This window comes from Arthrobacter sp. 05L44 (assembly GCF_056397605.1).
The window spans coordinates 12,801-35,299 of record NZ_JBFTNS010000007.1 but is presented as its reverse complement, the minus strand read 5'-3'; the positions used below and the strand labels follow the sequence as shown (position 1 = coordinate 35,299).

The window sequence follows — 22,499 nt, the reverse complement described above, 5'->3', positions numbered from 1 at the left end:
GCTAGGGCCGAACCAGGCTGGGGCTTACTTCTGCCAGCCGACGACGCTCCAGTCCGGGGTCTGGAACAGCGACGCGCCGTAGTTGGCAAGGCCGGTGCGGGCGAAGTAGATCTGCGGGCCGTTCATAATGACGCCCATGGAGAAGTACTTCTCCATGTGCTTCTTCTCAACGTCCATGGCCGCCTTGTTGCGCTGGGCATCGTCCTGGATGGAGGCGAGGTCCTTGATGGCCTTGTCCAGTTCGGCGTCGCCGAGCTGGTTTTCGTTGGTCTTGGAATCGTAGAACTGCTTGACGCCGGAGGTGGCGTCAGAACCGACGGTGTAGCCGCTGATGGTCAGCTGGAAGTCGCGGCTGCCCACGACCTTGCCGAAGTCGGCGTCGCCGCGCTGGTCGATGCCGATCTCCATGCCGGCAGCCTGGAGCTGCTTCTGCAGGGTCTGCACGGTGGCCAGGGAGGTGGGATCGTCACCGAAGTTGGTGATCTTGAAGGAGACGACCTTGCCGCCCTTTTCCATGACGCCCTTGGCGTTGGGGGCGTAACCGGCGTCCGTCAGGACCTTCTTGGCAGCGTCCGCGCCGATATCCTTGACCGGGTAGTTGTCCTGGTAGTACTTGGAGAACGGCATCAGCATCATGGATCCCGAGCTCTCCTCCTGCCAGTTCAGGCCGCCGAAGCGCACGGCGCGGATGGCCGGACGGTCCACTGCGGTGAAGATCGCCTTGCGGACGGCGACGTCGGTCAGCGGAGCCTTCAGGGCGTTGAGGTTCAGGCCGCCGGCGAAGAGACGCTGACCGCGGCGGACCTCGGAGTTTTTGGAGCCCTCAAGCTGCTTGTACTTGGTGAGGGTACGGCCGTCGGCCATATCGATTTCACCGTTCTTGAAGGCGGCGATCTCGGCGCTGGCCTCAAGCTGGCGGAAGACCACCTTGTCGAGGACCGGCTTTTCGCCCCACCACTTGTCGTTCGGGACCATGGTGACGGTCTTGGCGGCGGAGTCGAACTTGTCCACCTTGAACGGGCCTGCCATCCACTCGGGGTGCAGCTGGCCGGAGAAGCCGGTGTTGAAGATTTCCGGGGTGTTGACGGTCTGCGGGATGAAACCGCCGAAGATGTCACTCAGCGGGTAGACCGGCTGGGTGGTGGTGACAACGACTTCCTTGTCGCTGCTGCCGGCCTTGACGGAGTCGATGAACTCGTAGGCGCCGGACGAGACGATGTCGATGTCCTTGTTCTTGCCGTTGAGCATCTTCCAGGTGTTCACGAAGGTGGCGGCGTTGATGGGGGTGCCATCGTTGTACATCGCCTTCGGGTTGATCTTGATGGTGATGGTCTGCTTGCCATCCTTGACTTCGCTCTTGAAGTCCTCGCAGAAGTTCTTGTTCAGGTTGGCGGTGCCGTCGAAGTCGAGCTTCCAGCAGCCAACGTAGCCGGCCTCATCGATCGGGTAGTGCAGCTCGGTGTTGTCTGCCGAGTTGCCCGCGTTGGAGAAGCCGTTGAAGTCCGGGCCGATGTTACCGACCGGCAGCGTCACGGTGCCGCCCTGCTTCAGCTCGTCGGCCTTTTTGGCGTTGACGCTGATGAGCTTGCTGATGTCGCCGGAGGCATCCTGTGCCTTGGCACTTTCAGCGGTCGTGGTCGCGCCGCCTCCGCCGCAGCCGGTCAGCGCGAGGGCTGCCACTACGGCAGCCACCCCGCCGATCTTGGTCAGATTCTTCATAATGATCCCCTTCATTTTTGGTGCGAGTAGTGATGCAGGTGCGGTTTGGTGCGTCAGAGGGACTCGTGGACAACCAACATGTCCGCGTCCAGTTCGCCGTCCGGATAGAAACAGGCGAATTGCTGGTCTGTGGGGGCCGACGGCGGAACGTCGGGCCGGGAAGCGGAGGCCGTTGCCGTTTCCAGCGGCGGCTCCAGGGTGAGGCACTTTTCCTGCTTGGCGGCGGGAAGTGCGGCAAAGACGGGGCAGCGGGTGGCGAAGTTGCAGCCCTTGGGGGCATCCAGCGGCGAGGGCAGGTCGCCCTCCAGGATGATGCGTTCGCGGGTGCGCTCCAGCTGAGGGTCCGGGACCGGAATCGCGGAGAGGAGGGCGCGGGTGTAGGGGTGGCGCGGGTTGTCGAAGACGCTGTCCACGTCCCCGATCTCCACGATTTTGCCCAGGTACATCACGGCCACGCGGTTGGAGATGTGGCGTACCACCGAGAGGTCGTGGGCCACCATGAGGTAGCTCAGGCCGAGTTCGGCACGGAGCTTGTCCAACAGGTTGATAACGCCGGCCTGGACCGAGACGTCCAGCGCGGACACCGGCTCGTCGAGGACCACCAGTTTCGGGTTGACGGCCAGGGCCCGGGCAATGCCGATGCGCTGGCGCTGTCCGCCGGAGAACTGGTTCGGGAAGCGGTTGACGTGGTCCGGCTGCAGGCCCACGAGCTCCATCAGCTCCATGATCCGTTTCCGGACGGCCGGCTTGGCCATCCCGGAGTTCTCGAGCGGTTCGGCCAGCACCTCGTAGACGGTGAAGCGCGGGTCCAGGGCACCGGTGGGGTCCTGGAACACCATCTGGAGTTCCTTGCGCATGGCGGCCTTGGTCCGGGCGTCGGAGGCGGCTTTGTTGCTGAGCCCGCCGATGGTCACCTCGCCGTCCTGGTCGCGGTGGAATTCCATGATTTCCAGCAGTGTGGTGGTCTTGCCGCAGCCGGACTCGCCGACGATGGAGAAGCACTCGCCTTCCCGGATGTCGAAACTCAGCCCGTCGACTGCCTTGACCGTGCCGATGCGGCGCTTGAGCAGCGCGCCCTTCATCAGCGGGAAGTGCTTCTTGACGTCCTTGAGCTCCAGGACCGCCTTGCGTTCGGCGCGCGGGACGGCGTCGAACCGGGACACCGGCACCTCGGGGGCGTGGAAGATCTCGTGGACATCCATGTCCCCGCCGAGCGACCCGGTCTTGATGCACGCGGCCTTGTGATCCAGGGTTCCGCCGCCGGTGCCGCTGACGGGCCAGAGCTCGGGTTCGCCTTCCAGGCAGGCTTCGCTGGCCAGCGGGCAGCGAGGGGCGAAGGAGCAACCGGTCGGCGCGTGGATGAGGTTCGGCGGGATGCCCTCGATGGGCACCAGCGAGGACTTCTCGGCCACGTCCACCCGGGGCACGGCGCCCAGCAGGCCCATGGTGTAGGGCATCCTGGCGTTGTAATAGATGTCGTCGACGCTGCCGGTCTCCACCGGTTTCCCGGCGTACATCACCATGATGTCGTCGGCCATACCCGCCACCACGCCGAGGTCGTGCGTGATCATTACGACGGCGGCGCCGGTCTCCTCCTGCGCCGTGTGCAGCACCTCCAGGACCTGCGCCTGGATGGTGACGTCCAGCGCCGTCGTCGGCTCATCGGCGATGAGCACGCGGGGGTTGTTGGCGATCGCGATGGCGATCATCACGCGCTGGCGCATGCCGCCGGAGAATTCGTGCGGGAACGCCTTGAGCCGGTCCTTGGGGCTGGGGATCCCCACCATGGCCAGGAGTTCGACGGCGCGCGCCTCCTTCGCCTGCTTGCTCATGGTGGGGTTGTGCACCGTGAGGGCCTCGATGATCTGGTTGCCCACGGTGTAGACCGGGGTCAGCGAGGACAGCGGGTCCTGGAAGACCATGGCGATGTCGTTGCCGCGGAACCGGCACATGGCCTTGTCGCTGAGGCCCAGCAGTTCGGTGCCTTTGAGCCGGACGGAGCCGGTGACCTGCGCGGTCTCCGGCAGGAGGCCCATGATGGCCATGGAGGTGACGGACTTACCCGAGCCGGATTCGCCCACGATACCCAGGGTCTTGCCCGGCATCAGGTCGAAGTCAATGCCCCGGACGGCGTGGACCACGCCGTTCTCGGTATTGAACCGGACGTTGAGGTCGCGGACGGAGAGCACGGCGCCCGCCGGGGCGTGCAGTCCGGCAACGTGCAGCCGCTCCGCGGTGCTCAGGTCGGTGGCGGTGGTGTCGGAGCTCATGAGGTCATCTTCTTTACGCTGTCGGTGCTCTTCCGGGCGGCATTCTTCTTCTTGGCGCTGCCGATCGAACTGGAGCTGGGGTCGAACGCGTCCCGCAGGCCGTCGTTCATCATGGCGAGGGAACCGGTCAGCAGGAACATGACGGTCAGCGGCACCCAGAACATCCACGGGAACGTGGAGACCTGGGACGTGGCCTGGCCGATCAGCACGCCCAGGCTGACGTCCGGAACCTTGATGCCGATGCCGATGAAGGAGAAGGCCACCTCGGCGAGGATCGCACCGGTCACTCCGCGGGTGATGTCCAGGACCAGCAGCGAGCCGATGTTCGGCACCAGGTGCCGCCAGACGATGCGCCGCGGCGGTATGCCCATGTACTGGGCGGCTTTGACGAAGTCGCGCTGCATCAGGGACATGGAAAGCGAGCGGATCAGGCGGGCGGTGCCCATCCAGTTGAAGATCAGCAGGACGATGATCAGCAGCAGCCAGCTGGGCAGGTTCTGCTGCAGCCCGTTGCCGCCGCCGCTGGTGGCCACGGCCACCACCAGGAGGGCCGGCATCATGATGAGGGCTTCGAGGATGAACAGCATGACCTTGTCCACCTTGCCGCCGAAGTAGGCCATGGTGCAGCCGTAGACCGCGGCGATCAGCACCGAGACCAGGCCGACGACGAGGCCGATCAGGATCGAGACCCGGGTGCCTTCCACCGTCAGCGCGTAGAGGTCGATGCCGGCCTGCGAGGTGCCCAGGAGGTGGTCCGAGGAGGGGCCCATGCCGATGGCGAACGGGTCGATGGTCTCCTTGTCCCAGCTCGAGAAGAGTCCGCCGATCAGGGACAGCACGGTCAGCAGCAGGAAGATCACCAGGCCGGTGACGGCCGTTTTGTTCCGGAGGAAGCGCCGCACGATGATCGTCGACTTCGCGATCACGACGTCGTTTTTCTCGATCTTTGCTTCTTCGGCGACGGCGGCCGGATCGATGGCGTTCAGGTTTGTCATGGCTACTGCACCCGCACTCTCGGGTCGACAAGGGTGGTGGCGAAGTCGGCGAGGATGGCGCCGATCGCGAAGATCACGGAGCCGTACGCCAGGGTGGCCGTCGCGGCGTTGACATCCTGTAGGGAGATCGCATCGATGCTCCAGGAGCCGACGCCGTGCCAGGCGAAGATCTTCTCGGCGAAGAAGCCGCCGGCGAAGATGGCCGGGATGGTGAAGGCGATGCTCTGCGCCACCGGGATAAAGGACACGCGGAGCGCGTGCCGGGTGATGGCCTGGTTCCGGGTCAGGCCCTTGGCGCGGGCGGTGCGGACGAAGTCGGCGTTGACGTTATCCAGCAGGTACTGCCGCTGCGCGATCTGGTACGCGCCCCAGCCCACGATTGTGATGGCGAAGGTCGGCACGGCGTAGTGGGCGAGCATGTCGATGAATTGCGCCCAGCCGTCACCGTCCATCCCGGGCGTCGAGATGCCGGTGACGAAGAAGATGCGTTCGCCGACGGTCTCGTTGATGTTGATGGCGCCGAGCTGGACCAGGAAGTACGCGATCGGCGCGGGCACGATGTAAACGAGGTAGCTGTAGGAGGTGATGGCCCGGTCGGAGAACTTGTACTGGCGGGCCGCGGTGTAGACGCCCAGGGCGACGCCGATGATCAGGGTCAGGACGATCGAGGCGAGGAACAGCCGGGTGGAGATCCAGACCCGGTCGCCGAACTCGGCATTCACAAAGGCGCCGTTGGGGCTGCGTCCCCAGTCCCAGCGCGTGACGATGCCGGTGAGCCAGTCAACGTACCGCTCCCAGGGGCTCTGCGCCGGGTCCAGGCCCTTGAGCCGGAAGGAGTTGGCAACCTGTTCCGGCGTCGGACGCGGGATTTTTTCCTGCTCCAGCAGCGCCGGCTTGAGGCTGGTGACCGCCAGGAAGTACCCGGCGCTGGTGGTCAAGAAGATCATGAACGCGTACGTGACGGCACGCTTGGCTAGGTATCGGAGCATGGGACTAGTTCAGGATCGCCGGTGCCTGCATGGTGCCGGGCGCCGCCGGAAGGGCTGGACCTGCCTGGCCGGGAGCCGGTGTCATTACAAGATTCACAGCATGGATCCTTCCGTTGTCCCCCCATGCGGCAGGGGGTGTCCGCTGCCGATCCAGGATCTTGGCCAGCGGGTGCCTGGCCGCCCGCACGCCTTCCGGCCAGCCCGGTGGGGCTATGTTGCGGGTCACATTCCAGAGGAAACTACCACATAGGAATTGCGTGGAGGCGCGCCAAAGAGGGCGAAACGGTATGCCCACTACCAGATCGTTATGAATAACTCACTTGGATTGATTTGACTTGGCAGTGCCCGCGAAGATCGGTTAGCCTACGCGCCGCTGACCACCCGGGAGACCAGCTCCCGCCAGGACTCAACCAGCCGGTCCGGGGCCACCCCGTGCACCCGGACCGAGTGCAGGATTCGCTCGGGTTCGAGGGTCACGCTGAGGGCCCCGGCCATCAGCCAGGGGTCCGCCGTCACGCCCGCGCCGCGCAGCAGCATCTCCAGGTGCCGGCGCCAGAGCACCGCGGCCGGAACATCAAACCGGTTGTAGGCAGAGACATCGGCGGCGCGGGCCAGTTCGCCGAACTCCAGCACCCAGCCCACGCGCTCGGCCCCGGAGGCAACGAGCCGCTCCAGCGCCGGCGCGCCCGGCCCCAGCGGCGGCGGCCCGAACATGAACCGGCTCTGGAACTGCGCCTCCGCGTCGCTGAGCAGCGTCATCATGAGCCCTGCCCGGCTGCCGAACCGCCGGAAGACGGTGCCCTTGCCCACCCCGGCGCGTCCGGCCAGGGACGCCATCGTGAGGCCGTCCGCGCCGTGTTCCTCTATGAGCTCCCGGGCGGCCCGGAGCAGCAATTCGCGGTTGCGGGCAGCGTCCCGGCGTTCGGACTCGGCGGCGCCGCCGTTGCCGGGGCGGGCCGCGGGGATGCCGGGGCGGATCGGGATGAGGCTCACAGGGCCAATTCTAGCCCCGGGGAATATTAACCGGACCGCAGTCCGTTTAGCATGAGTGAAGGCCCCAAAAGCCTCCGCGACCATCAAGCCGCCGAACCTGCGCGGCCCGATACAAGGAGTCCCCATGACCACCAACACCGTCCTCACCCTGGTCGGCAGCCTGCGCGCCGGCTCCACCAACGCCCAGCTCGCCGAAGCGATCCAGCTCAACGCCCCCGAGCAGGTGGAGGTTGTTATCCACGAGAGCCTGGGCAACATCCCGTTCTACAACGAGGACATCGACGTCGAGGGCCAGGTCCCGGCCGCTGCCGCGGCGCTGCGTGCCGCCGCCCACGAGGCTGACGCCCTGCTCCTGGTCACCCCGGAATACAACGGCACCGTCCCCGCGCCGCTGAAGAACGCCATCGACTGGCTCTCCCGCCCCTTCGGCGCCGGCGCCCTGAGTGGCAAGCCCACCGCCGTCGTGGGCACCGCCTTCGGCCAGTACGGCGGCGTCTGGGCCCAGGATGAGGCCCGCAAGGCCGTCGGCATCGCCGGCGCCCGCGTCCTCGAGGACGTCAAGCTCGCCGTTCCCGGCTCGATGGTCCGCTTCGCCGAGGTCCACCCGAAGGACGACGCCGAGGTTGTCGAGCAGATCAAGGGCGTTTTCGATGCCCTTGCTGACGCGCGCAGCACCGAAGCGGCCTAGCAGCAGCCGCCCCTCCGGACGCCCCCGGCAGCCTTCGCTCCCGGGGGCGTCCTACGTCAGGGCCCGGCGGGGCCGCCGTGGCGTGATTTTGTGAACAAAAGTTTTCCCTGTGACAACGCGGGCCTGTATCCTTGGAATTGTGACCCACGAAACACTTGATGCCGCCGCAGAGTTCCTTCCGGCCGAGGCAATTGACGCAATCGAACGTGCGGCTACGTCCGCCCACCGCCACGAGAGTCTCTTCTCGGAGCGCGCAGCAAATATCAAGCAGTCGGCCGTCCGGGACGTCTTCGACATCTCCCTGCGCCCGGGCCTCGTGTCCCTCGCCGGCGGCAGTCCCTACCTCCAGTCACTCCCCTTGGAGCGGCTTGGGCAGTCCGCGGCGAAGATCATCGCCGAGCAGGGCATGACGGCACTGCAGTACGGCGGCGGCCAGGGTACCGAGGAGCTCCGCACCCAGATCTGCGAGGTGATGGCGGCCGAGGGGATCCTGGACGCCAAGCCCGAGAACGTCATCATCACTGCCGGTTCGCAGTCCGCGCAGGACGTGGCCACAAAGGTCTTCTGCAACCCGGGCGACGTCGTCCTGGTCGAGGATCCCACCTATGTGGGCGCGCTGAACACCTTCGAGGCCTACCAGGTGGAGGTGGGCACGGTCCCGATGGACGGCGACGGAATCATTCCGGAGCTGCTCGAGGCCAAGATCGCGGCCCTGCAGACGGCCGGCAAGAACATCAAGTTCCTCTACACCATTCCGAGCTTCAACAACCCGTCCGGCATCACCCTCTCGGCCGAGCGCCGCCAGCAGGTGGTCGACATATGCCGCAATGCGAATATTCTGGTGCTCGAGGACAACCCGTACGGTCTGTTGCGCTTCGACGGGCAGCCGCTGACGCCCCTGCGGGCCGAGAACCCTGATGACGTCATCTACATGGGTTCGTTCTCCAAGATCTTCGCCCCGGGCCTCCGGATCGGTTGGGCCCTGGTTCCGGCGCACCTGCAGCGCCGCTACTACCTCGCCTCCGAGGCCGTCACCCTCTGCCCGCCCACGCTGAACCAGATGCTCGTCTCCGCCTACCTGCGCGACTACGACTGGCGCGGCCAGATCGCCACCTACCGCGGCCTGTACCAGGAGCGGTGCGAGGCCATGCTGGCGGCCCTGGCGAAGCACATGCCCGAGGGCCTTAGCTGGACCCGGCCGGAGGGTGGCTTCTTCGTGTGGGTGACGCTGCCGGAGGGGGTCGACACCTATCCGCTCCTGCAGAAGGCCATCGATGCCGGCGTCGTCTTCATCCCCGGGGCGGCTTTCGCGCACTCGGACGAGCCGTCCAACAAACTCCGGCTCGCCTTCAGTGCGGTGCCGCCGGATGCCATCGAGGAAGGCGTCCGCCGCCTGGCGCCGGTGCTGCGGGAAGCCATCGAGGCGTTGTAGCCTGAATCATTGTTGTGCCCTGAACCGTGCTTGACCAGAGGAGACCCTTAATGACCGGAATCATCGTTGTCGGCGTCGATGGCAGTGAAACTGCCCTCAAGGCCGCCCACTCGGCCCGTGACCTGGCGGTGTCGCTGGGCGCCACTCTGCATGTGGTCAGCGCCTTCGACAGTGACCGGACCGAGGTGTTCGGCAGCGGCAGCGACCGTTTTATTGTCTCTGACGCCGATGAGGCGGAAAAGGTCGCCAAGGGCGTCGCCGCAACGCTGCGGTCAGACGACATCAAGGTCACCTACACCGCCGCCCGCGGCAAGCCGGCGGAAGCCCTGATCCAGGAGGCCGAGCGTGCCGGCGCCCGGATGATCGTGGTCGGTAACCGCCGGATGCGCGGCCTGGGCCGAGTCCTGGGCAGCGTTGCGAACAGCGTGGCCCACAACGCCCCCTGCGACGTCTACATCGCCAAGACCGACACTTCCGACTAGGAAGGGACCGGCCGGAGAGCCGGCGCCGCGGCCCTAGGGCTGCGGCGCCGGCTCTGCCGTTTTAAGCATCCGGCGCAGGATCTTCCCGGAGGCCGACTTGGGCACGGCATCGATGAACTCGACACGCCGGATCTTTTTGAACGGCGCCACCCTTGCAGCCACGAATTCCTCCACTGCCGCCTCGTCCAGGTGCTCGCCGTCGGGCGAAGGCTGGCGCACCACAAAGGCCATCGGCACTTCCTGGCCGTCGGCGTCGAGGGTTCCGATCACCGCCGCGTCGGCAATGCCCGGGTGCGTGAGCAGGAGGGCCTCAAGTTCGGCGGGGGCGATTTGGTAGCCCTTGTATTTGATGAGCTCTTTGAGCCGGTCCACGATCGTCACCACCCCGTCTGCCCGGACAGTGGCGATGTCGCCGGTGTGCAGGTAGCCGTCGGAATCGAGGGTGTCTGCCGTTTCCTCGGGCCTGTTCAGGTAGCCCAGCATTATGTTGGGCCCGCGGCACAGCAAGTGGCCGGGGTCGCTTGTCCCCTCGGCCGGTACCTCGATCTCGCCGCCGGTGGCCGGGTCGATGAGCCGGCACTCCATGTTGGGCACCGTGTACCCCACGGAACTGACGGGCACGTCCGTGGCATCGACCGGAATGAGGTGCGAAACGGGACTCATCTCGGTCATCCCGTAGCCCTGGAGCACCCGGCAGCCGAGCCGTTCAGCCAGCCGCGTCCCCAGTTCGCCGTCCAGCGGCGCGGCGCCGGAGAGCGTGGTGTGGACCGAGCTGAGGTCGTAATCGGCCACTAAAGGGTGCTTGGACAACGCGACCGCCACCGGCGGGGCAATAAAGAGGTAGCTGCACCGGTGGTCCTGGACTATCCGGAGGAACTCCGCCAGATCAAACTTGGGCATGGTGACCAGCCGGGCGCGTTCCCTCAGGGCCAGGTTCAGGAGCACCGTGAGCCCGTAGATGTGGAAGAACGGCAGCAGGGCCAGGAGGCGGTCATCCGGACTGACCCGGAGCAGCCCGCGGGATTGCTCCACATTGGCCATAAGGTTCCGGTGGCTCAGCATGACACCCTTGGGCCGGCCGGTGGTTCCGGAGGAGTAGGGCAGGACGGCGATGTGGGTGGCCGGATCGAAGTTGATGTCCGGCGCGGGCGCGCCGCTGGCCAGCAAGTCCGCAAGCGACGGGTGGCCCTCGGCGCCGTCGAGCACCACCAGGCGGCTGGCGGGGATGCCGACCCGGCCGGCGGCCTCGCTGGCGGCGGGCAGCAGGGCCGAGATGGTGAACAGCCAGCTGGCTCCGGCGTCGGTGAGCTGTTTTTCGATCTCATCGGCGGTGTACAGCGAGTTGACCGTGGTGACGGTGGCTCCGGACCGGAGGAGGCCGTGGAAGACCACGGTGAAGGCCGGAATGTTCGGGCAAAGAACAGCGGCCACGCCGTTGATGCCCAGCCCCTGGGCGGCCACGGCTCCGGCCAGCGCGTCCACCCGGTCCCGGAGGACACGGTAGCTTGTTTCCGCACCGCTGGCTCCGTCCACGACGGCGACGCGGTCCAGGTCCTCCTCCGCCAGACCGCCGAAGAGGTAGTCGTAGAGGCTGACATTGGGAATCTCAACGGCGGGGAACGGGCTCGAGAACACGCAACATCTCCTTTGATCGGCGTTCGCCGGCTCGGCGGCGGCTGGTGCAACTCTAGTGCCGCCCTGCCGGTTCGGGACAGGGTTGCCCCCGATTTGACCCCCGTCACGCCCCGGGGTGGGCAGCCTCACCGGTTTTGGGCCCGTCCGGGCCACGGCGCGGCGGTAAAATGGGGAGTGCCCCCGATGGCGCGGACAGTCCTACCCGCCCTAATCCCGGGAGAGCCCTTGCCAATCCTTCAACGCCGCCAGCTGGTCGGGCACGACATTTTGCTGGCCCGGCACGGAAACCACATCAGCACCATGCGGGTGGACCGCGCCGCCGGCCGGGTGGTGGCCTACCTCGACGACGGATCCGTCGACAGCGCCCCCAACCTGATCTCCCCCACTCTGCGGATGCCGGACACGGTCCGGAGCATCCTGCGCGAGGACTGGAAGTTCCTCACCGGAGTGACGGCAGTCAGCTTCGGCCTGGCCGGCCTGGTGTTCGTCGCGGCCATCGTGGCTGCCGGGCTGGGCGGCAGCCCCGGCATGGCCACCCTGCTCGCGGCGTATTCCGGCTAAGAGCGCCGGCGTCAGTCGAGCAGCAGTGCTGGTTCTTCCAGGATGGAGGCGACGTCGGCCATAAAGCGGGCCGAGAGGTCCCCGTCCACCACGCGGTGGTCGAACGAGCCGCCAAGGGTGGTGATCCAGCGCGGGATCACCTCGCCATCCAGCACCCAGGGCTTCTGCTTGATAGTCCCGAACGCCACGATGGCCACTTCGCCGGGATTGATGATCGGCGTGCCGGTGTCGATGCCCAGGGCCCCAATGTTGGTGACCGTGAGTGTGCCGCCCTTCATCTGCGCAGGCTGGGTCTTCCCGGCCCGCGCGGTGGTGGCCAGCTGGTTGAGAGCGAGCGCGAGTTCCTTCAGCGAGAGGTCCTGCGCGTTCTTGATGTTCGGCACCATCAGGCCGCGCGGCGTCGCGGCGGCGATGCCGAGGTTCATAAAGTGCTTGACGTGGATCTCGGCCGAGTCGCTGCCGTCTGCGGCATCCACCCAACTCGCGTTGACGCTCGGGTTGCGCGCCGCCGCCCAGATAACAGCCTTCGCAAGGATCAGCAGGGGCGAGACCTTGATGCCCTCGAAATCGCGGGAGGCCTTGAGCCGCTTAACGAACTCCATGGTGCGGCTCGCGTCGACGTCGACAAAGATGCTTACGTGCGGGGCGGCGAACGCCGACTCCACCATGGCCCGGGCGGTGGCCTTGCGGACGCCCTTGACCGGGATTCGCTCGATCCGCTGCTCCTGGGGGCGGCCGGTCTTGCCCCAGAACGAATCCGCCTGGTCCAGTTCGGCGTCGCGCTGCGCCTGGTAGCTCACCAGGTCCTCCCGCGTGACCTCGCCGCGGGCGCCGGTGGGCACCACGTCGGCCAGATCGATGCCGAGGTCCCGGGCGATCTTGCGGACCGGGGGCTTGGCCAGGACGCGGCTCACGAGTCCGGTGATGGCGCCGCCCAGCGTCGGTCGCGGGTCAACGGCGCCTGACGGGACGGCTGCCGGGGCGGCCGCCGGGGCGAATGCTTCCGGGCTGATGCGGATGTCGTGTGCATCGACGGCGTCGACAGCGCGGGGCTCGACGGCGGCCGGCGCTGGGGCTGCCGGGGCTGGGGCTGCGGCGGAGATCCTGCGGCGCCGCTTGACGGCGTCGGCCTTGGGCCCGGACCCGACCAGCGGACCGCCGGCAGGCGGGGCACCGGCGTCGGAGGTGTCAGCCTCCAGCTTTCCGTACATCGGCGCAGGTTCGACGGCGGGCGCGGCCGGCGCCGGCGCGGCGGGCGCGGCGGAAGCGGCGGGCTGGACGGCGGGCACCGGCGCGGCGGGTGCACCGGCGTCGTCGGAAACACTGATGATCGGCGTGCCGACGTCCACCGTGACACCCTCGGCGACCAGCAGTTCGGCGACCCTTCCGGCGTACGGGGACGGCAACTCGACGAGGGACTTGGCGGTCTCGATCTCGCACAGCACGTCATTGACGGCCACGGTGTCGCCAGCCTTGACCTTCCAGGACACGATTTCGGCTTCGGTGAGGCCCTCGCCGACGTCGGGAAGGTTGAACTTGTTCACGGTCATGGAAATCCCCGTCAGTAGGCGAGGGCGCGGTCCAGCGCCTCTAGGATGCGGTCGATGTCCGGCAGGTAGTCTTCCTCCACTTTGGCGACCGGGTACGGCATATGGAAGCCGCCGACGCGGATGACCGGGGCTTCCAGGGAGTGGAACGCACGTTCGCTGACCCGGGCGGCGATCTCGCCGCCGATGCCTCCGAACGTGGGTGCCTCGTGGGCGACGATCAGCCGTCCCGTCTTCCGGACAGACTCCGTGACGGTGTCGAAATCGATGGGCGAGATGGAGCGCAGGTCGATGACTTCGACGCTGTGGCCGTCCTCGGCCGCGGCTGCGGCCGCCGCGAGGGCGACGGGCACCAGCGGGCCGTAGGCCACGACGGTCGCCTCAGTCCCGGCCCGCAGCACGTGGGCCTTGAACGGGTCGTCGGACTGGCCGGGGGAGGCGGTGTCGACGTCGCCCTTGAGCCAGTACCGCCGTTTCGGCTCGAAGACGATCACGGGGTCCAGGCAGTCGACGGCCTGCTGGATCATCCAGTAGGCGTCCTGCGGGTTGGACGGGGTGATGATTCGCAGCCCGGCGGTGTGGGCGAAGAGCGCCTCGGGCGACTCCGAGTGGTGCTCGATCGAGCCGATGCCGCCGCCGTAGGGGATGCGGATCACCACGGGGACGGTGAGGTTGCCGTTGCTGCGCGAGTGCATCTTGGCCAGCTGGGTGGTGATCTGGTTGAAGCCGGGGAAGACAAAGCCGTCGAACTGGATCTCGCAGACCGGCCGGTAGCCGCTCAGCGCCAGGCCGATCGCGGTACCGATAATGCCAGACTCGGCCAGCGGGGTGTCCACCACGCGGTCTGCACCGAATTCGCCGATGAGTCCGTCGGTAACCCGGTAAACGCCGCCCAGCGGGCCGATGTCCTCGCCCATCAGCAGGGTGCGGGGGTTGTTGGCCAGGGTCGCGCGCAGGCCCTCGTTGATGGCCTTGGCAATGGTCATGGTGGTCATCGCTGCGCCCCCTCCGTGTCGGCCTCGGCTGCTTGCTGCCCGGGGGCGCCGGTCTCATCGGCAAAACCTGCACTGTATTCCTCGAACCACGCCAGCTCTTCGGCCACCAGCGGGTGGGCCTCGGCATAGGTGTTGGCGAAGGCCGTCCGGATGTCCGGGGTTCCGAGGTCATGGATGGTCCGGCGCACATAAGCTGCGAGTTCGTCGCCGTCGGCCTTTACCTGTTCGAAGAACGCGTCATCGGCCAGGCCCTGGGCCCGAAGGTACTTTTCCAGGCGCTCCAGCGGGTCCTTGGCGCGCCAGCTGTCCTCTTCCTCCGAGGGGCGGTACTTCGTGGGGTCATCGGCCGTGGTGTGGGCGCCGACGCGGTAGGTGAAGGCCTCGATCAGCACCGGGCTCTTGCCTTCGCGGGCGCGCTCCAGGGCCCATTCGGTCACGGCATGGACGGCGATCACGTCGTTGCCGTCCACCCGGATGCCCGGGAAGCCGTAGCCCTTGGCGCGGTTGGAGAGCGGAATGCGGGTCTGCACGGCTGTGGGCACGGAGATGGCCCAGTGGTTGTTCTGGCAGAAGAACACAACAGGGGCGTTGTACGAGGAAGCGAAAACCATGGACTCGTGGACGTCGCCCTCGGAGCTGGCGCCGTCGCCGAAGTAGACCATAACGGCGGCCTTGGGTGCCGCCGCGGCCGGCGCACCATCCCCGGCGGCCGCGTTGGCTGCGGCCAGCTTCTGGTCGCGCTGGATGCCCATGGCGTAGCCGACGGCGTGCGGGGTCTGCGCGGCGAGGACCAGCGTGTAGAGATGGAAGTTGGTGTCTTTGGGGTTCCAGCCGCCGTTGGACACACCCCGGAATTGCCGGAGCAGCTCGGCGAGATCGACGTCGCGGGTCAGCGCCACCCCATGCTCCCGGTAAGTGGGGAAGATGTAGTCCTGCGGCTGGCTCGCCCGCCCGGAACCGATCTGCGCCGCCTCCTGGCCGGTCAGCGGCACCCAGAGCGCCAGCTGGCCCTGCCGCTGCAGCGCGGTGGCTTCGACGTCGAACCGCCGGATCTTGGCCATATCGGCGTAGAAACCGCGGAGTTTGCCGGCATCAAGGCGGGCTGCGTACTCGGAAAACACCGGATCGGAGCCGAGGGTCCCGTCCGGGCCCAGGAGCTGGACCATCGGCACGTCCGGGTCGCCCAGCACAGCCTCGGCCTGCGCCTCGCGCTGGTCGTCCACGTCGGTTCCATCGAACTCGGTAGCGGGCAGATGTGTGGCGCCCATACCGTCTCCTTGCCTGCCGCACTCGCATGCGTCGCAATAGCTGGGATATATGCCGGATCAGGAATACATTCCTGATCCGGCATATATTTTGGCTTACTCGTCCCTACTTTATCCGTAGCGGGTTCCCGGCGGGCGTCATGTTAAGCGCTAGGAACGCCGCGGGCCTTTTGTATAGATCGCACACAATTCCAGGAAGCGCGTGTTGGCCTCGGATTCGCCGATGCTAACGCGGACCCCTTCGTTGCCGAAGGCCCGCACGGACAGCGCCCGCTCCCCCGCCAGTGCGGCGAATTCGGCGCTGTTTTCGCCGAGATTGAGCCAGACGAAGTTCCCCTGGGCGTCCGGAACGAACCATCCCAGATCCCGCAGCCCGGCCGTCACGCGATCGCGCTCCTCCACCAGGCTTTGTACCCTTTCTACAACCTCGTCAAAATGCTCCAGCGAGGTGACGGCGGCGACTTCGGCAATCTGGGATACCGCGAAGGGTGTAGCCGTGACGCGCAGGTGCTGGGTGAGCTCGGGGCGCGACACGCTGTAACCCACGCGCAGGCCGGCCAGGCCGTGCGCTTTGGAGAACGTGCGGAGCACCACGACGTTCGGGTGTTTGCGGTACATCGCGATGCCGTCGACGGCGTCCTGGGCCCGGACAAACTCCTGGTAGGCCTCGTCAATGACCACCACAACGTCCGACGGGACGGTTGCCAGGAAACGCTCGGTCTCCCCCGTGGTGAGGATGGGCCCGGTGGGGTTGTTCGGGGTGCACAGCAGGATCACCCTCGTGCGCGCGGTCACGGCAGCAGCCATCGCGTCGAGGTCGTGCCGGCCGTCTGCCAGCAACGGGACCTGGACACTCTCGGCACCGGCAAGACCAACGCTGATTGGATAAGCCTCGAAGGACCGCCAGGCGTAGATCACCTCGTCGGCCTTGCCGTCGTCGTTCTGGCCTGCGAACGTGGCCAGAAGCTGGTTCAGGGCGCCGAGGCTGCCGGCACCCGTGACGATGTCCTCGGCGGGAACGTCCAGGAAGCTTGCCAGCGCCCCGCGCAACTTGCTGCTCAGGGGGTCCGGGTACCGGTTGAAGTCTGTCTGCGCTGCGATGGCCTGCTGCACTGCAGGAATCGGGGGCAGGGGGTTTTCATTGGAGGAAAGTTTGTAGCTCACGAGCCCCTCGACCGGAACCGGGGGTTTGCCGGCCGCGTAGCGGGGAAGGAGGTCTACTACCGGCCGCGGGCGGATCTCGCCGGCCTGGTTGTCTGATGAAGTCATGCTTCTTAGCCTACTTCGCCCTCCTGCCGGCACAACGGATCATGTGACAGCATGGGGCCATGCGCTCACTTTTCGTGCGGGTCATCGTCAATGCACTGGCCCTGTGGATCGCCAGCTGGATCCTCCCCGGCCTGGACATCTCCACCACCGCAACCACGGGTGCCGTGGCCAAAAGCGGCGTCACCCAGGGCACGGACACGATCGGGATCATCCTGGCGTATCTGTTCATCGGGCTCATCTTCGGGCTGGTCAATGCCTTGGTCAAGCCCTTGGTCAGCCTGCTCTCGCTGCCACTCACCATCCTCACCCTGGGCCTGTTCACGATTGTCATCAACGCCGCGATGCTTTACATCACCTCCTGGCTGAGCGCCTACACTCCGGTCCACTTCACCATTGATTCGTTCTTCTGGACCGCTGTCCTCGCTGCCATCATCATCACGGTGGTCTCCCTAGTGGCAGGCCGGCTTCCGGGCGGCCGCCGGCGCTAACCCGGCACCCCGGCCGGCACAGGCTGCGGGGCCTGCCCGGAGCGCGGCGCGGGACGGGCCGAGGGCAGGCCAGGCCGCGCCGCCGGCGGTGCCAAGGACGGGCCGGTGACAACGCGGCCCGGGCCCGGGCCCGGAGCCGTCACGACGCCCTTCGCGGGCGGCAGTTCGCGCCGCAGGGAAAAGCGCGTCACGGTCGCGCGGCCACCCGCACCCACCACACCGGCGAGCGCGGCAGTGGAAGCCTGCAACGAGGGATCCGTACTGGCCGAAACGGCTTCGGCCCCTTCTGCGTAGTTTTCAAGGTTGTGGCCCGGTCCGAGGCCAAACCCCTGCTCCGGAGGCAGTGCGAGGTCGTTGGTCAGCGTGACCGTGACACGGTCCTTTGTGTCGGCGTTGGCTTGCCCGTCGGCCCCCGGCACCCAGTCGTGCTGGTGTTCAAGGTGCAGGCTGCTGATCCCCGGCTCCGGGGTAATGCCGCCCACCGGTGAGCCGGCGGTCAGGACGTACTTGAGGTCGAATTCGGACAGGAATGCCTTGTCCCGGCTGAGGTTCATGGCGTGAATTCCGCCCTGGCTGTAGCCGACCACTGCGATCTGCTCGCCAGCTTCCGCTCCTGCCTCCCGCATAGCCTGCCGGATGGCCACGCTGGTCGCTTCCGAGTCGTAGCCAAGCCCCTCGGCGATACCGGCCGTGTCGAAGGGGTTTGATCCCGCCGGCAGTCCGCCCAGTTGCGTCCCGGGGATGATGAGCACCCAGGCGCGCCGGATCCCGCCGTCGATCCGAATCACCTCGATGTCACCGCTGTTCCGGCCCACAGCCCCGGCCCGCCGCAGCAATCCGGCCGGGGAGACGTCGACGTCGGCCACCGTTGTATCGCTGCCCACGACGGTGACCGGGCGTGGTTTCAGGAATCCCAGCCCCGGCGTGTTGGCGAGGTCCCGGACGGCTGACCGGACGTCGGCGGGGCCGCCGAGCGCATAGATGGCACCGGCGAGCGGGAACTGCAGGCCCAGGAGCAGCGCCAGCCCACGCGGCGCCATCGCAACGCCGCGTTCCACTTGGTCGCGGACTCCCGGGAGTTCGAAGAGCCCGGGCGCAGAGCCGTAGCCCGGGGCGGAGATGCCCAGCCGGAGCAGCAGGGCATTACGGGACTCGGTGTATTCGTACTCCCGGTGACTGGCCCGGACCCCATTCGCGATGTGTTCCAGCTCGGCCCGCACGGCGCCGACGTCCCGCCCGGCCTCGCCTACCGCGATGATGGCATCGCTGCCGCTGCGGTAGGAATCCTGCTGGTAGTCGAAGAGCGCCCGGCGCACGGCGTCGGCTCCGGCCTCCACGGCGTAAAGCTGGCGCACAATGCCATCCAGGGCAGCCGCGCCCGCCAGCAGCTCCTCGAACTGGAAACTCACGCCGCCGATTCCGCCCCGGATCTGCAGCATCCCGTCGGGCCGCGGCGGAGCAGGACGTGGAACCTCGCCGGACCCGGACGGCGTTACTTCCGCCATCAGTAGCCCGCACGTCCGGAGGAGAGCACCACGTTCCCGGCATGCCGCAGGACCACGCCGGCCGCGTCCTGCAGGTGGTCACGTGCCCGGCGCAACGAGGCCGCCTCCAGTGACATCGTGACGCGGTAGGCGCGGCCGGCCGGAGATTGCCAGCCGTGAAGTTCAAGCTGGCTGAGCCGGGCCAGGGCCTCCCCGGCCTGCTCGGCGCAGGACACCGTCCTGGCCGCCAGTTCCTGCACCTCGTACCCTCGGGAGGCGCACGCTGCAGCCTCTGCGGCCGTAACTGTGGCGCTCATGGTTAGCTACCTTCCCTCGCCGTCTTATTGGTGATTCGACGTTAGGTCCCGGGTGTGGGCCGGGATAAGGCGGCCGGGACACTATGTGGAAAACCTTCCTCGGGCGGGGGTTGGGGAGCGGAAAGCACTCTGCTGGATGTCATACGCAACGGCCCGCTTCAGGCCCGGCGGGACTTCATGAAAGAATTGGACCATGCCTGAAACTGCCGCCACAGCTGAGACCCGCACGCCTTCCGGACGCCTGGCCCTTGCCGCGTCCGACCACCAGATCGCGCTCGGCCCGCTGGACGGCCGCTACCAGTCGGCGGTCGCCCCGCTGGTTGACTACCTGTCCGAGGCCGCCCTGAACCGTGACCGGGTCGCCGTCGAAGTTGAATGGCTCATCCACCTGACCAGCAACAACGTGCTGCCCGGAGCCGGCCCGCTGACAAGCGCACAGCAGGATCAGCTGCGCGCCATTGTTACCGAATTCGACGCCGCGTCTGTGTCCGAGCTGGCCGAGATCGAGGCTGTCACCGTGCATGACGTCAAGGCGGTGGAGTACTACATCGGCCGGCGGCTGCCGGGCATCGGGATCGAACACCTGACGGCCATGGTGCACTTCGGCTGCACCTCGGAGGACATCAACAACCTTTCCTACGCGCTCGGGGTCAAGGGCGCCGTCGAGGACGTGTGGCTGCCCGCAGCCCGCAAGCTCGTCGCCCAGATCAGCTCGATGGCCGAAGCCAACCGTGCGGTTCCGATGCTCTCCCGCACGCACGGCCAGCCGGCGACCCCCACCACGCTGGGCAAGGAGCTGGCCGTGATCACCCACCGGCTGACCCGCCAGCTGGACCGCATCGCCCGGACCGAATACCTCGGCAAAATCAACGGCGCCACCGGCACCTACGCCGCACACGTCGCCTCCGTACCGGGCGCCGACTGGGAGCAGGTCGCCAAGAGCTTCGTGGAGACGCTCGGCCTGGACTGGAACCCGCTGACCACCCAGATCGAAAGCCACGACTGGCAGGCCGAGCTGTACGCCGACGTCGCACGCTTCAACCGCATCCTGCACAATGTCTGCACCGACATCTGGAGCTACATCTCGATCGGCTACTTCGCGCAGATTCCGGTCGCCGGAGCCACCGGGTCTTCGACCATGCCGCACAAGGTCAACCCGATCCGCTTCGAGAACGCCGAGGCCAACCTGGAGATTTCCTCCGGGCTCCTGGACGTGCTGGGCTCCACCCTGGTGACCTCGCGCTGGCAGCGCGACCTCACGGACTCCTCCTCGCAGCGCAATATCGGTGTGGCATTCGGCCACTCCCTGCTGGCCATCTCCAACGTGGCCAAGGGACTGGACCGCCTGGACGTCGCGGAGGCCGTGCTGGCCAAGGACCTGGACACCAACTGGGAGGTCCTCGGCGAGGCCATCCAGATGGTGATGCGCGCCGAGGCGATCGCCGGCGTCGAAGGCATGGAAAACCCGTACGAACGGCTCAAGGACCTGACCCGCGGCCAGCGCGTCGACGCCGCCCGGATGCAGGAATTCGTGCAGGGCCTGGGGCTGTCCGCGGACGCCGAAGCCCGGCTCCTGGCCCTGACCCCGGGCAAGTACACCGGCATCGCGGAGAAGCTGGTCGACCACCTGGCGTAGCCGCAGCCACTCGGATTTAACCTTCCGGCAGGCCGCCGTTTACGCGGCCGTCGAGGACCGGCCAGCTTCCGGGGGAAAGCTGGGACTGTTACCGACACGAGGAGACCCCTTGCCGACCGACACTGAGTCGAGAGCACGGACTATTCCGGCCGGCCCCCGTCCGGCCGCCGACACGGACCCCGGACCAGGCCCACGCCCGGATCCCGACGACCCCCGCGCGGCCGGGCTGAGCCTGATGAGCTTCAACATCCGCTGCGACATCCCGGCGGCCCTTCCCGGCGAGGCGGACTACTGGCCGGAGCGCATTCCCGCCCTGCAGGCCGTCCTGGCCGAGGAGCTGCCCGACGTGCTGGGCATCCAGGAGGGCCTCGAGCACCAGCTGGCCGTCATCGATGAGGCCCTCCCCGAGCATTACCGGATGATCGGCCATGGCCGCGACGGCGGCAGCGCCGGCGAGCACTCCAGCATCTTCTTCGATTCCCGCCGCCTCACGCTGCGGGACTGGGACCAGTTCTGGCTGTCGGACACCCCCGCGGTGGTCGGCTCGGCGACCTGGGGGAACAACGTCACCCGGATCGCCACGTGGGGCCGGTTCGAGGACAACCGCACCGGCCGCGAGCTAATGGTGGTCAATACCCACTTCGACCACGAATCGGAGAACGCCCAGCTGCGCAGCGCCGAGGCCCTCGTGGACCACGCCACGCGCTTTGAACAGGGCCTCCCCACCGTCCTGATGGGCGATTTCAACGCCGACGCCGGCGCCTCCGGGGCGTACAGCACACTGGTGGACAGCGGCGCGTTCCGTGACTCATGGACGGTCGCGCAGGAACGCCTGACCCCGGCCTACGGTACTTTCCCCAACTACAAGGACCCGGTGGTGGGCGAACGGCGCATCGACTGGATCGCCGTCACCCCTGACATCCACGTTGCCGAGGCCGCCGTCAACACGTTCCGGCTCGGCGACCGTTATCCCAGCGACCACGCCCCGATCCAGGCCACCGTCCTGATCCCCTAGGTAATGCCCGCCCGGGCCCGCTTCCCCGCCGGTAAACTCGCTGGCATGAGGCTTTTGCTGATCCGCCATGGGCAGACTCCGGGCAACGTCCTGGGGCAACTGGATACGGCCCACCCCGGGCCCGGCCTGACGGAACTCGGTGAACGCCAGGCGGCCGCCCTGGCCCGCTCCCTGGCCACCCAGCGGATAGGCCTGCTCTACGCCTCGACCCTGCTGCGCACCCAGCTCACCGCCACGCCGCTCGCTGCCGCCCGCGGCCTGGAGATCGAGGTGCTGGAAGGCCTGCGGGAAATCGAGGCCGGTGCGCTGGAGAAACTCACCGACCGCGAATCCCACCTGCGCTACCTGGGCACCGTGTTTGCCTGGGCCGCGGGTGACCTCGACCGGCGGATGCCAGCGGGGCCCAGCGGCCATGACTTCTTCGAACGGTACGACGCGTCCATCGCCAGGATCGCGGCGGCTGCCGCCGGCCGCGGGGACGACGACGCCGTCGCCGTCGTCAGCCACGGCGCCGCAATCCGCGTCTGGACCGGTTTGCGCGCCGGCAATGTCGGGGCAGAGTTCGCCGCGCGGCACGTGCTCGCCAACACCGGCATCGTGGCCCTCGAAGGGGATCCCGACGCCGGGTGGCGGCTGATCCACTGGGACGACAGCCCGGTGGGTGGCCTCGCCCTGGCGGACCCGACGGCCGAAGACCCCACGGGCCGCCCCGCCTGAGC

20 protein-coding genes are annotated in these 22,499 nt (G+C 67.4%); 8 read left to right on the top strand and 12 right to left on the bottom strand.

What is annotated here, in order from left to right; genetic code table 11:
• Positions 1–24 precede the first annotated feature (24 nt).
• The 5 genes from AC1DHY_RS13235 to AC1DHY_RS13215 form a co-directional block, all read right to left on the bottom strand.
• Positions 25–1,719, bottom strand: a complete 1,695-nt coding sequence (locus tag AC1DHY_RS13235) for an ABC transporter family substrate-binding protein (RefSeq protein ID WP_476903749.1) — start codon at positions 1,717–1,719, stop codon at positions 25–27.
• 53 nt (positions 1,720–1,772) lie between these two features.
• Entirely contained in the window at positions 1,773–3,989 is a 2,217-nt protein-coding gene (locus AC1DHY_RS13230) for an ABC transporter ATP-binding protein (RefSeq protein ID WP_476879414.1), read from the bottom strand.
• On the bottom strand, positions 3,986–4,984 hold the full coding sequence (locus AC1DHY_RS13225) for an ABC transporter permease (RefSeq protein WP_476879413.1): 999 nt from the start codon (positions 4,982–4,984) through the stop codon (positions 3,986–3,988). The genes AC1DHY_RS13230 and AC1DHY_RS13225 overlap by 4 nt, the downstream gene beginning before the upstream one ends.
• A 2-nt stretch (positions 4,985–4,986) precedes the next feature.
• Positions 4,987–5,973 (bottom strand): ABC transporter permease, encoded by a 987-nt coding sequence (locus AC1DHY_RS13220; protein WP_476879412.1) that lies wholly within the window; start codon positions 5,971–5,973, stop codon positions 4,987–4,989.
• 363 nt (positions 5,974–6,336) lie between these two features.
• Positions 6,337–6,966 carry a TetR/AcrR family transcriptional regulator gene (locus AC1DHY_RS13215; RefSeq protein ID WP_476903748.1) on the bottom strand — a complete coding sequence of 210 codons (630 nt, stop codon included), beginning with the start codon at positions 6,964–6,966 and terminating at the stop codon, positions 6,337–6,339.
• A 124-nt stretch (positions 6,967–7,090) separates the two neighbouring features.
• Here AC1DHY_RS13215 and AC1DHY_RS13210 point away from each other — a divergent pair, with 124 nt between their 5' ends.
• From AC1DHY_RS13210 to AC1DHY_RS13200, 3 genes are all read left to right on the top strand, one after another.
• Positions 7,091–7,654 carry an NAD(P)H-dependent oxidoreductase gene (locus AC1DHY_RS13210; RefSeq protein WP_476879410.1) on the top strand — a complete coding sequence of 188 codons (564 nt, stop codon included), beginning with the start codon at positions 7,091–7,093 and terminating at the stop codon, positions 7,652–7,654.
• Between the two features lie 139 nt (positions 7,655–7,793).
• Entirely contained in the window at positions 7,794–9,086 is a 1,293-nt protein-coding gene (locus AC1DHY_RS13205) for an aminotransferase-like domain-containing protein (protein WP_476879409.1), read from the top strand.
• A 50-nt stretch (positions 9,087–9,136) separates the two neighbouring features.
• Positions 9,137–9,568 carry a universal stress protein gene (locus AC1DHY_RS13200; protein WP_476879408.1) on the top strand — a complete coding sequence of 144 codons (432 nt, stop codon included), beginning with the start codon at positions 9,137–9,139 and terminating at the stop codon, positions 9,566–9,568.
• A gap of 33 nt (positions 9,569–9,601) precedes the next feature.
• Here the strand turns inward: AC1DHY_RS13200 and AC1DHY_RS13195 are convergent, their stop codons facing one another.
• On the bottom strand, positions 9,602–11,203 hold the full coding sequence (locus AC1DHY_RS13195; RefSeq protein ID WP_476879407.1) for an AMP-binding protein: 1,602 nt from the start codon (positions 11,201–11,203) through the stop codon (positions 9,602–9,604).
• 225 nt (positions 11,204–11,428) lie between these two features.
• On the opposite strand from AC1DHY_RS13195, the gene AC1DHY_RS13190 reads away from it, so the two are divergent.
• Complete coding sequence (locus tag AC1DHY_RS13190; protein WP_476879406.1) at positions 11,429–11,764, top strand: hypothetical protein; 336 nt, start codon at positions 11,429–11,431, stop codon at positions 11,762–11,764.
• Positions 11,765–11,775: 11 nt separating this feature from the next.
• Here the strand turns inward: AC1DHY_RS13190 and AC1DHY_RS13185 are convergent, their stop codons facing one another.
• The 4 genes from AC1DHY_RS13185 to AC1DHY_RS13170 form a co-directional block, all read right to left on the bottom strand.
• A complete protein-coding gene (locus AC1DHY_RS13185; protein WP_476903747.1) occupies positions 11,776–13,314 on the bottom strand; it encodes a dihydrolipoamide acetyltransferase family protein in 1,539 nt (512 codons plus the stop codon).
• Between the two features lie 11 nt (positions 13,315–13,325).
• Positions 13,326–14,306 carry an alpha-ketoacid dehydrogenase subunit beta gene (locus AC1DHY_RS13180; RefSeq protein WP_476903746.1) on the bottom strand — a complete coding sequence of 327 codons (981 nt, stop codon included), beginning with the start codon at positions 14,304–14,306 and terminating at the stop codon, positions 13,326–13,328.
• Positions 14,303–15,574 carry a thiamine pyrophosphate-dependent dehydrogenase E1 component subunit alpha gene (locus AC1DHY_RS13175; protein WP_476878990.1) on the bottom strand — a complete coding sequence of 424 codons (1,272 nt, stop codon included), beginning with the start codon at positions 15,572–15,574 and terminating at the stop codon, positions 14,303–14,305. The genes AC1DHY_RS13180 and AC1DHY_RS13175 overlap by 4 nt, the downstream gene beginning before the upstream one ends.
• Before the next feature lie 147 nt (positions 15,575–15,721).
• Positions 15,722–16,840: a histidinol-phosphate transaminase gene (locus AC1DHY_RS13170; RefSeq protein WP_476878991.1), complete on the bottom strand. Its 1,119-nt coding sequence runs from the start codon at positions 16,838–16,840 to the stop codon at positions 15,722–15,724.
• A gap of 59 nt (positions 16,841–16,899) precedes the next feature.
• On the opposite strand from AC1DHY_RS13170, the gene AC1DHY_RS13165 reads away from it, so the two are divergent.
• A complete protein-coding gene (locus tag AC1DHY_RS13165; protein ID WP_476878992.1) occupies positions 16,900–17,328 on the top strand; it encodes a phage holin family protein in 429 nt (142 codons plus the stop codon).
• On the opposite strand, the gene AC1DHY_RS13160 is transcribed toward AC1DHY_RS13165, so the two are convergent.
• Positions 17,325–18,737 (bottom strand): hypothetical protein, encoded by a 1,413-nt coding sequence (locus AC1DHY_RS13160; protein WP_476878993.1) that lies wholly within the window; start codon positions 18,735–18,737, stop codon positions 17,325–17,327. The two genes, AC1DHY_RS13165 and AC1DHY_RS13160, sit on opposite strands and share 4 nt — an antisense overlap.
• 95 nt (positions 18,738–18,832) lie before the next feature.
• Positions 18,833–19,129, bottom strand: coding sequence for a hypothetical protein (locus AC1DHY_RS13155; protein WP_476878994.1), 297 nt, complete (start codon positions 19,127–19,129; stop codon positions 18,833–18,835).
• A gap of 193 nt (positions 19,130–19,322) precedes the next feature.
• On the opposite strand from AC1DHY_RS13155, the gene purB reads away from it, so the two are divergent.
• The 3 genes from purB to AC1DHY_RS13140 all read left to right on the top strand — a co-directional run bounded on the left by purB (position 19,323) and on the right by AC1DHY_RS13140 (position 22,497).
• The gene (purB, locus tag AC1DHY_RS13150) at positions 19,323–20,765 is read left to right on the top strand and encodes an adenylosuccinate lyase (RefSeq protein WP_476878995.1); all 1,443 of its coding nucleotides are present in this window, start codon (positions 19,323–19,325) and stop codon (positions 20,763–20,765) included.
• A gap of 235 nt (positions 20,766–21,000) precedes the next feature.
• Complete coding sequence (locus AC1DHY_RS13145; RefSeq protein WP_476878996.1) at positions 21,001–21,780, top strand: endonuclease/exonuclease/phosphatase family protein; 780 nt, start codon at positions 21,001–21,003, stop codon at positions 21,778–21,780.
• Between the two features lie 45 nt (positions 21,781–21,825).
• On the top strand, positions 21,826–22,497 hold the full coding sequence (locus AC1DHY_RS13140; RefSeq protein ID WP_476878997.1) for a histidine phosphatase family protein: 672 nt from the start codon (positions 21,826–21,828) through the stop codon (positions 22,495–22,497).
• Positions 22,498–22,499 lie beyond the last annotated feature (2 nt).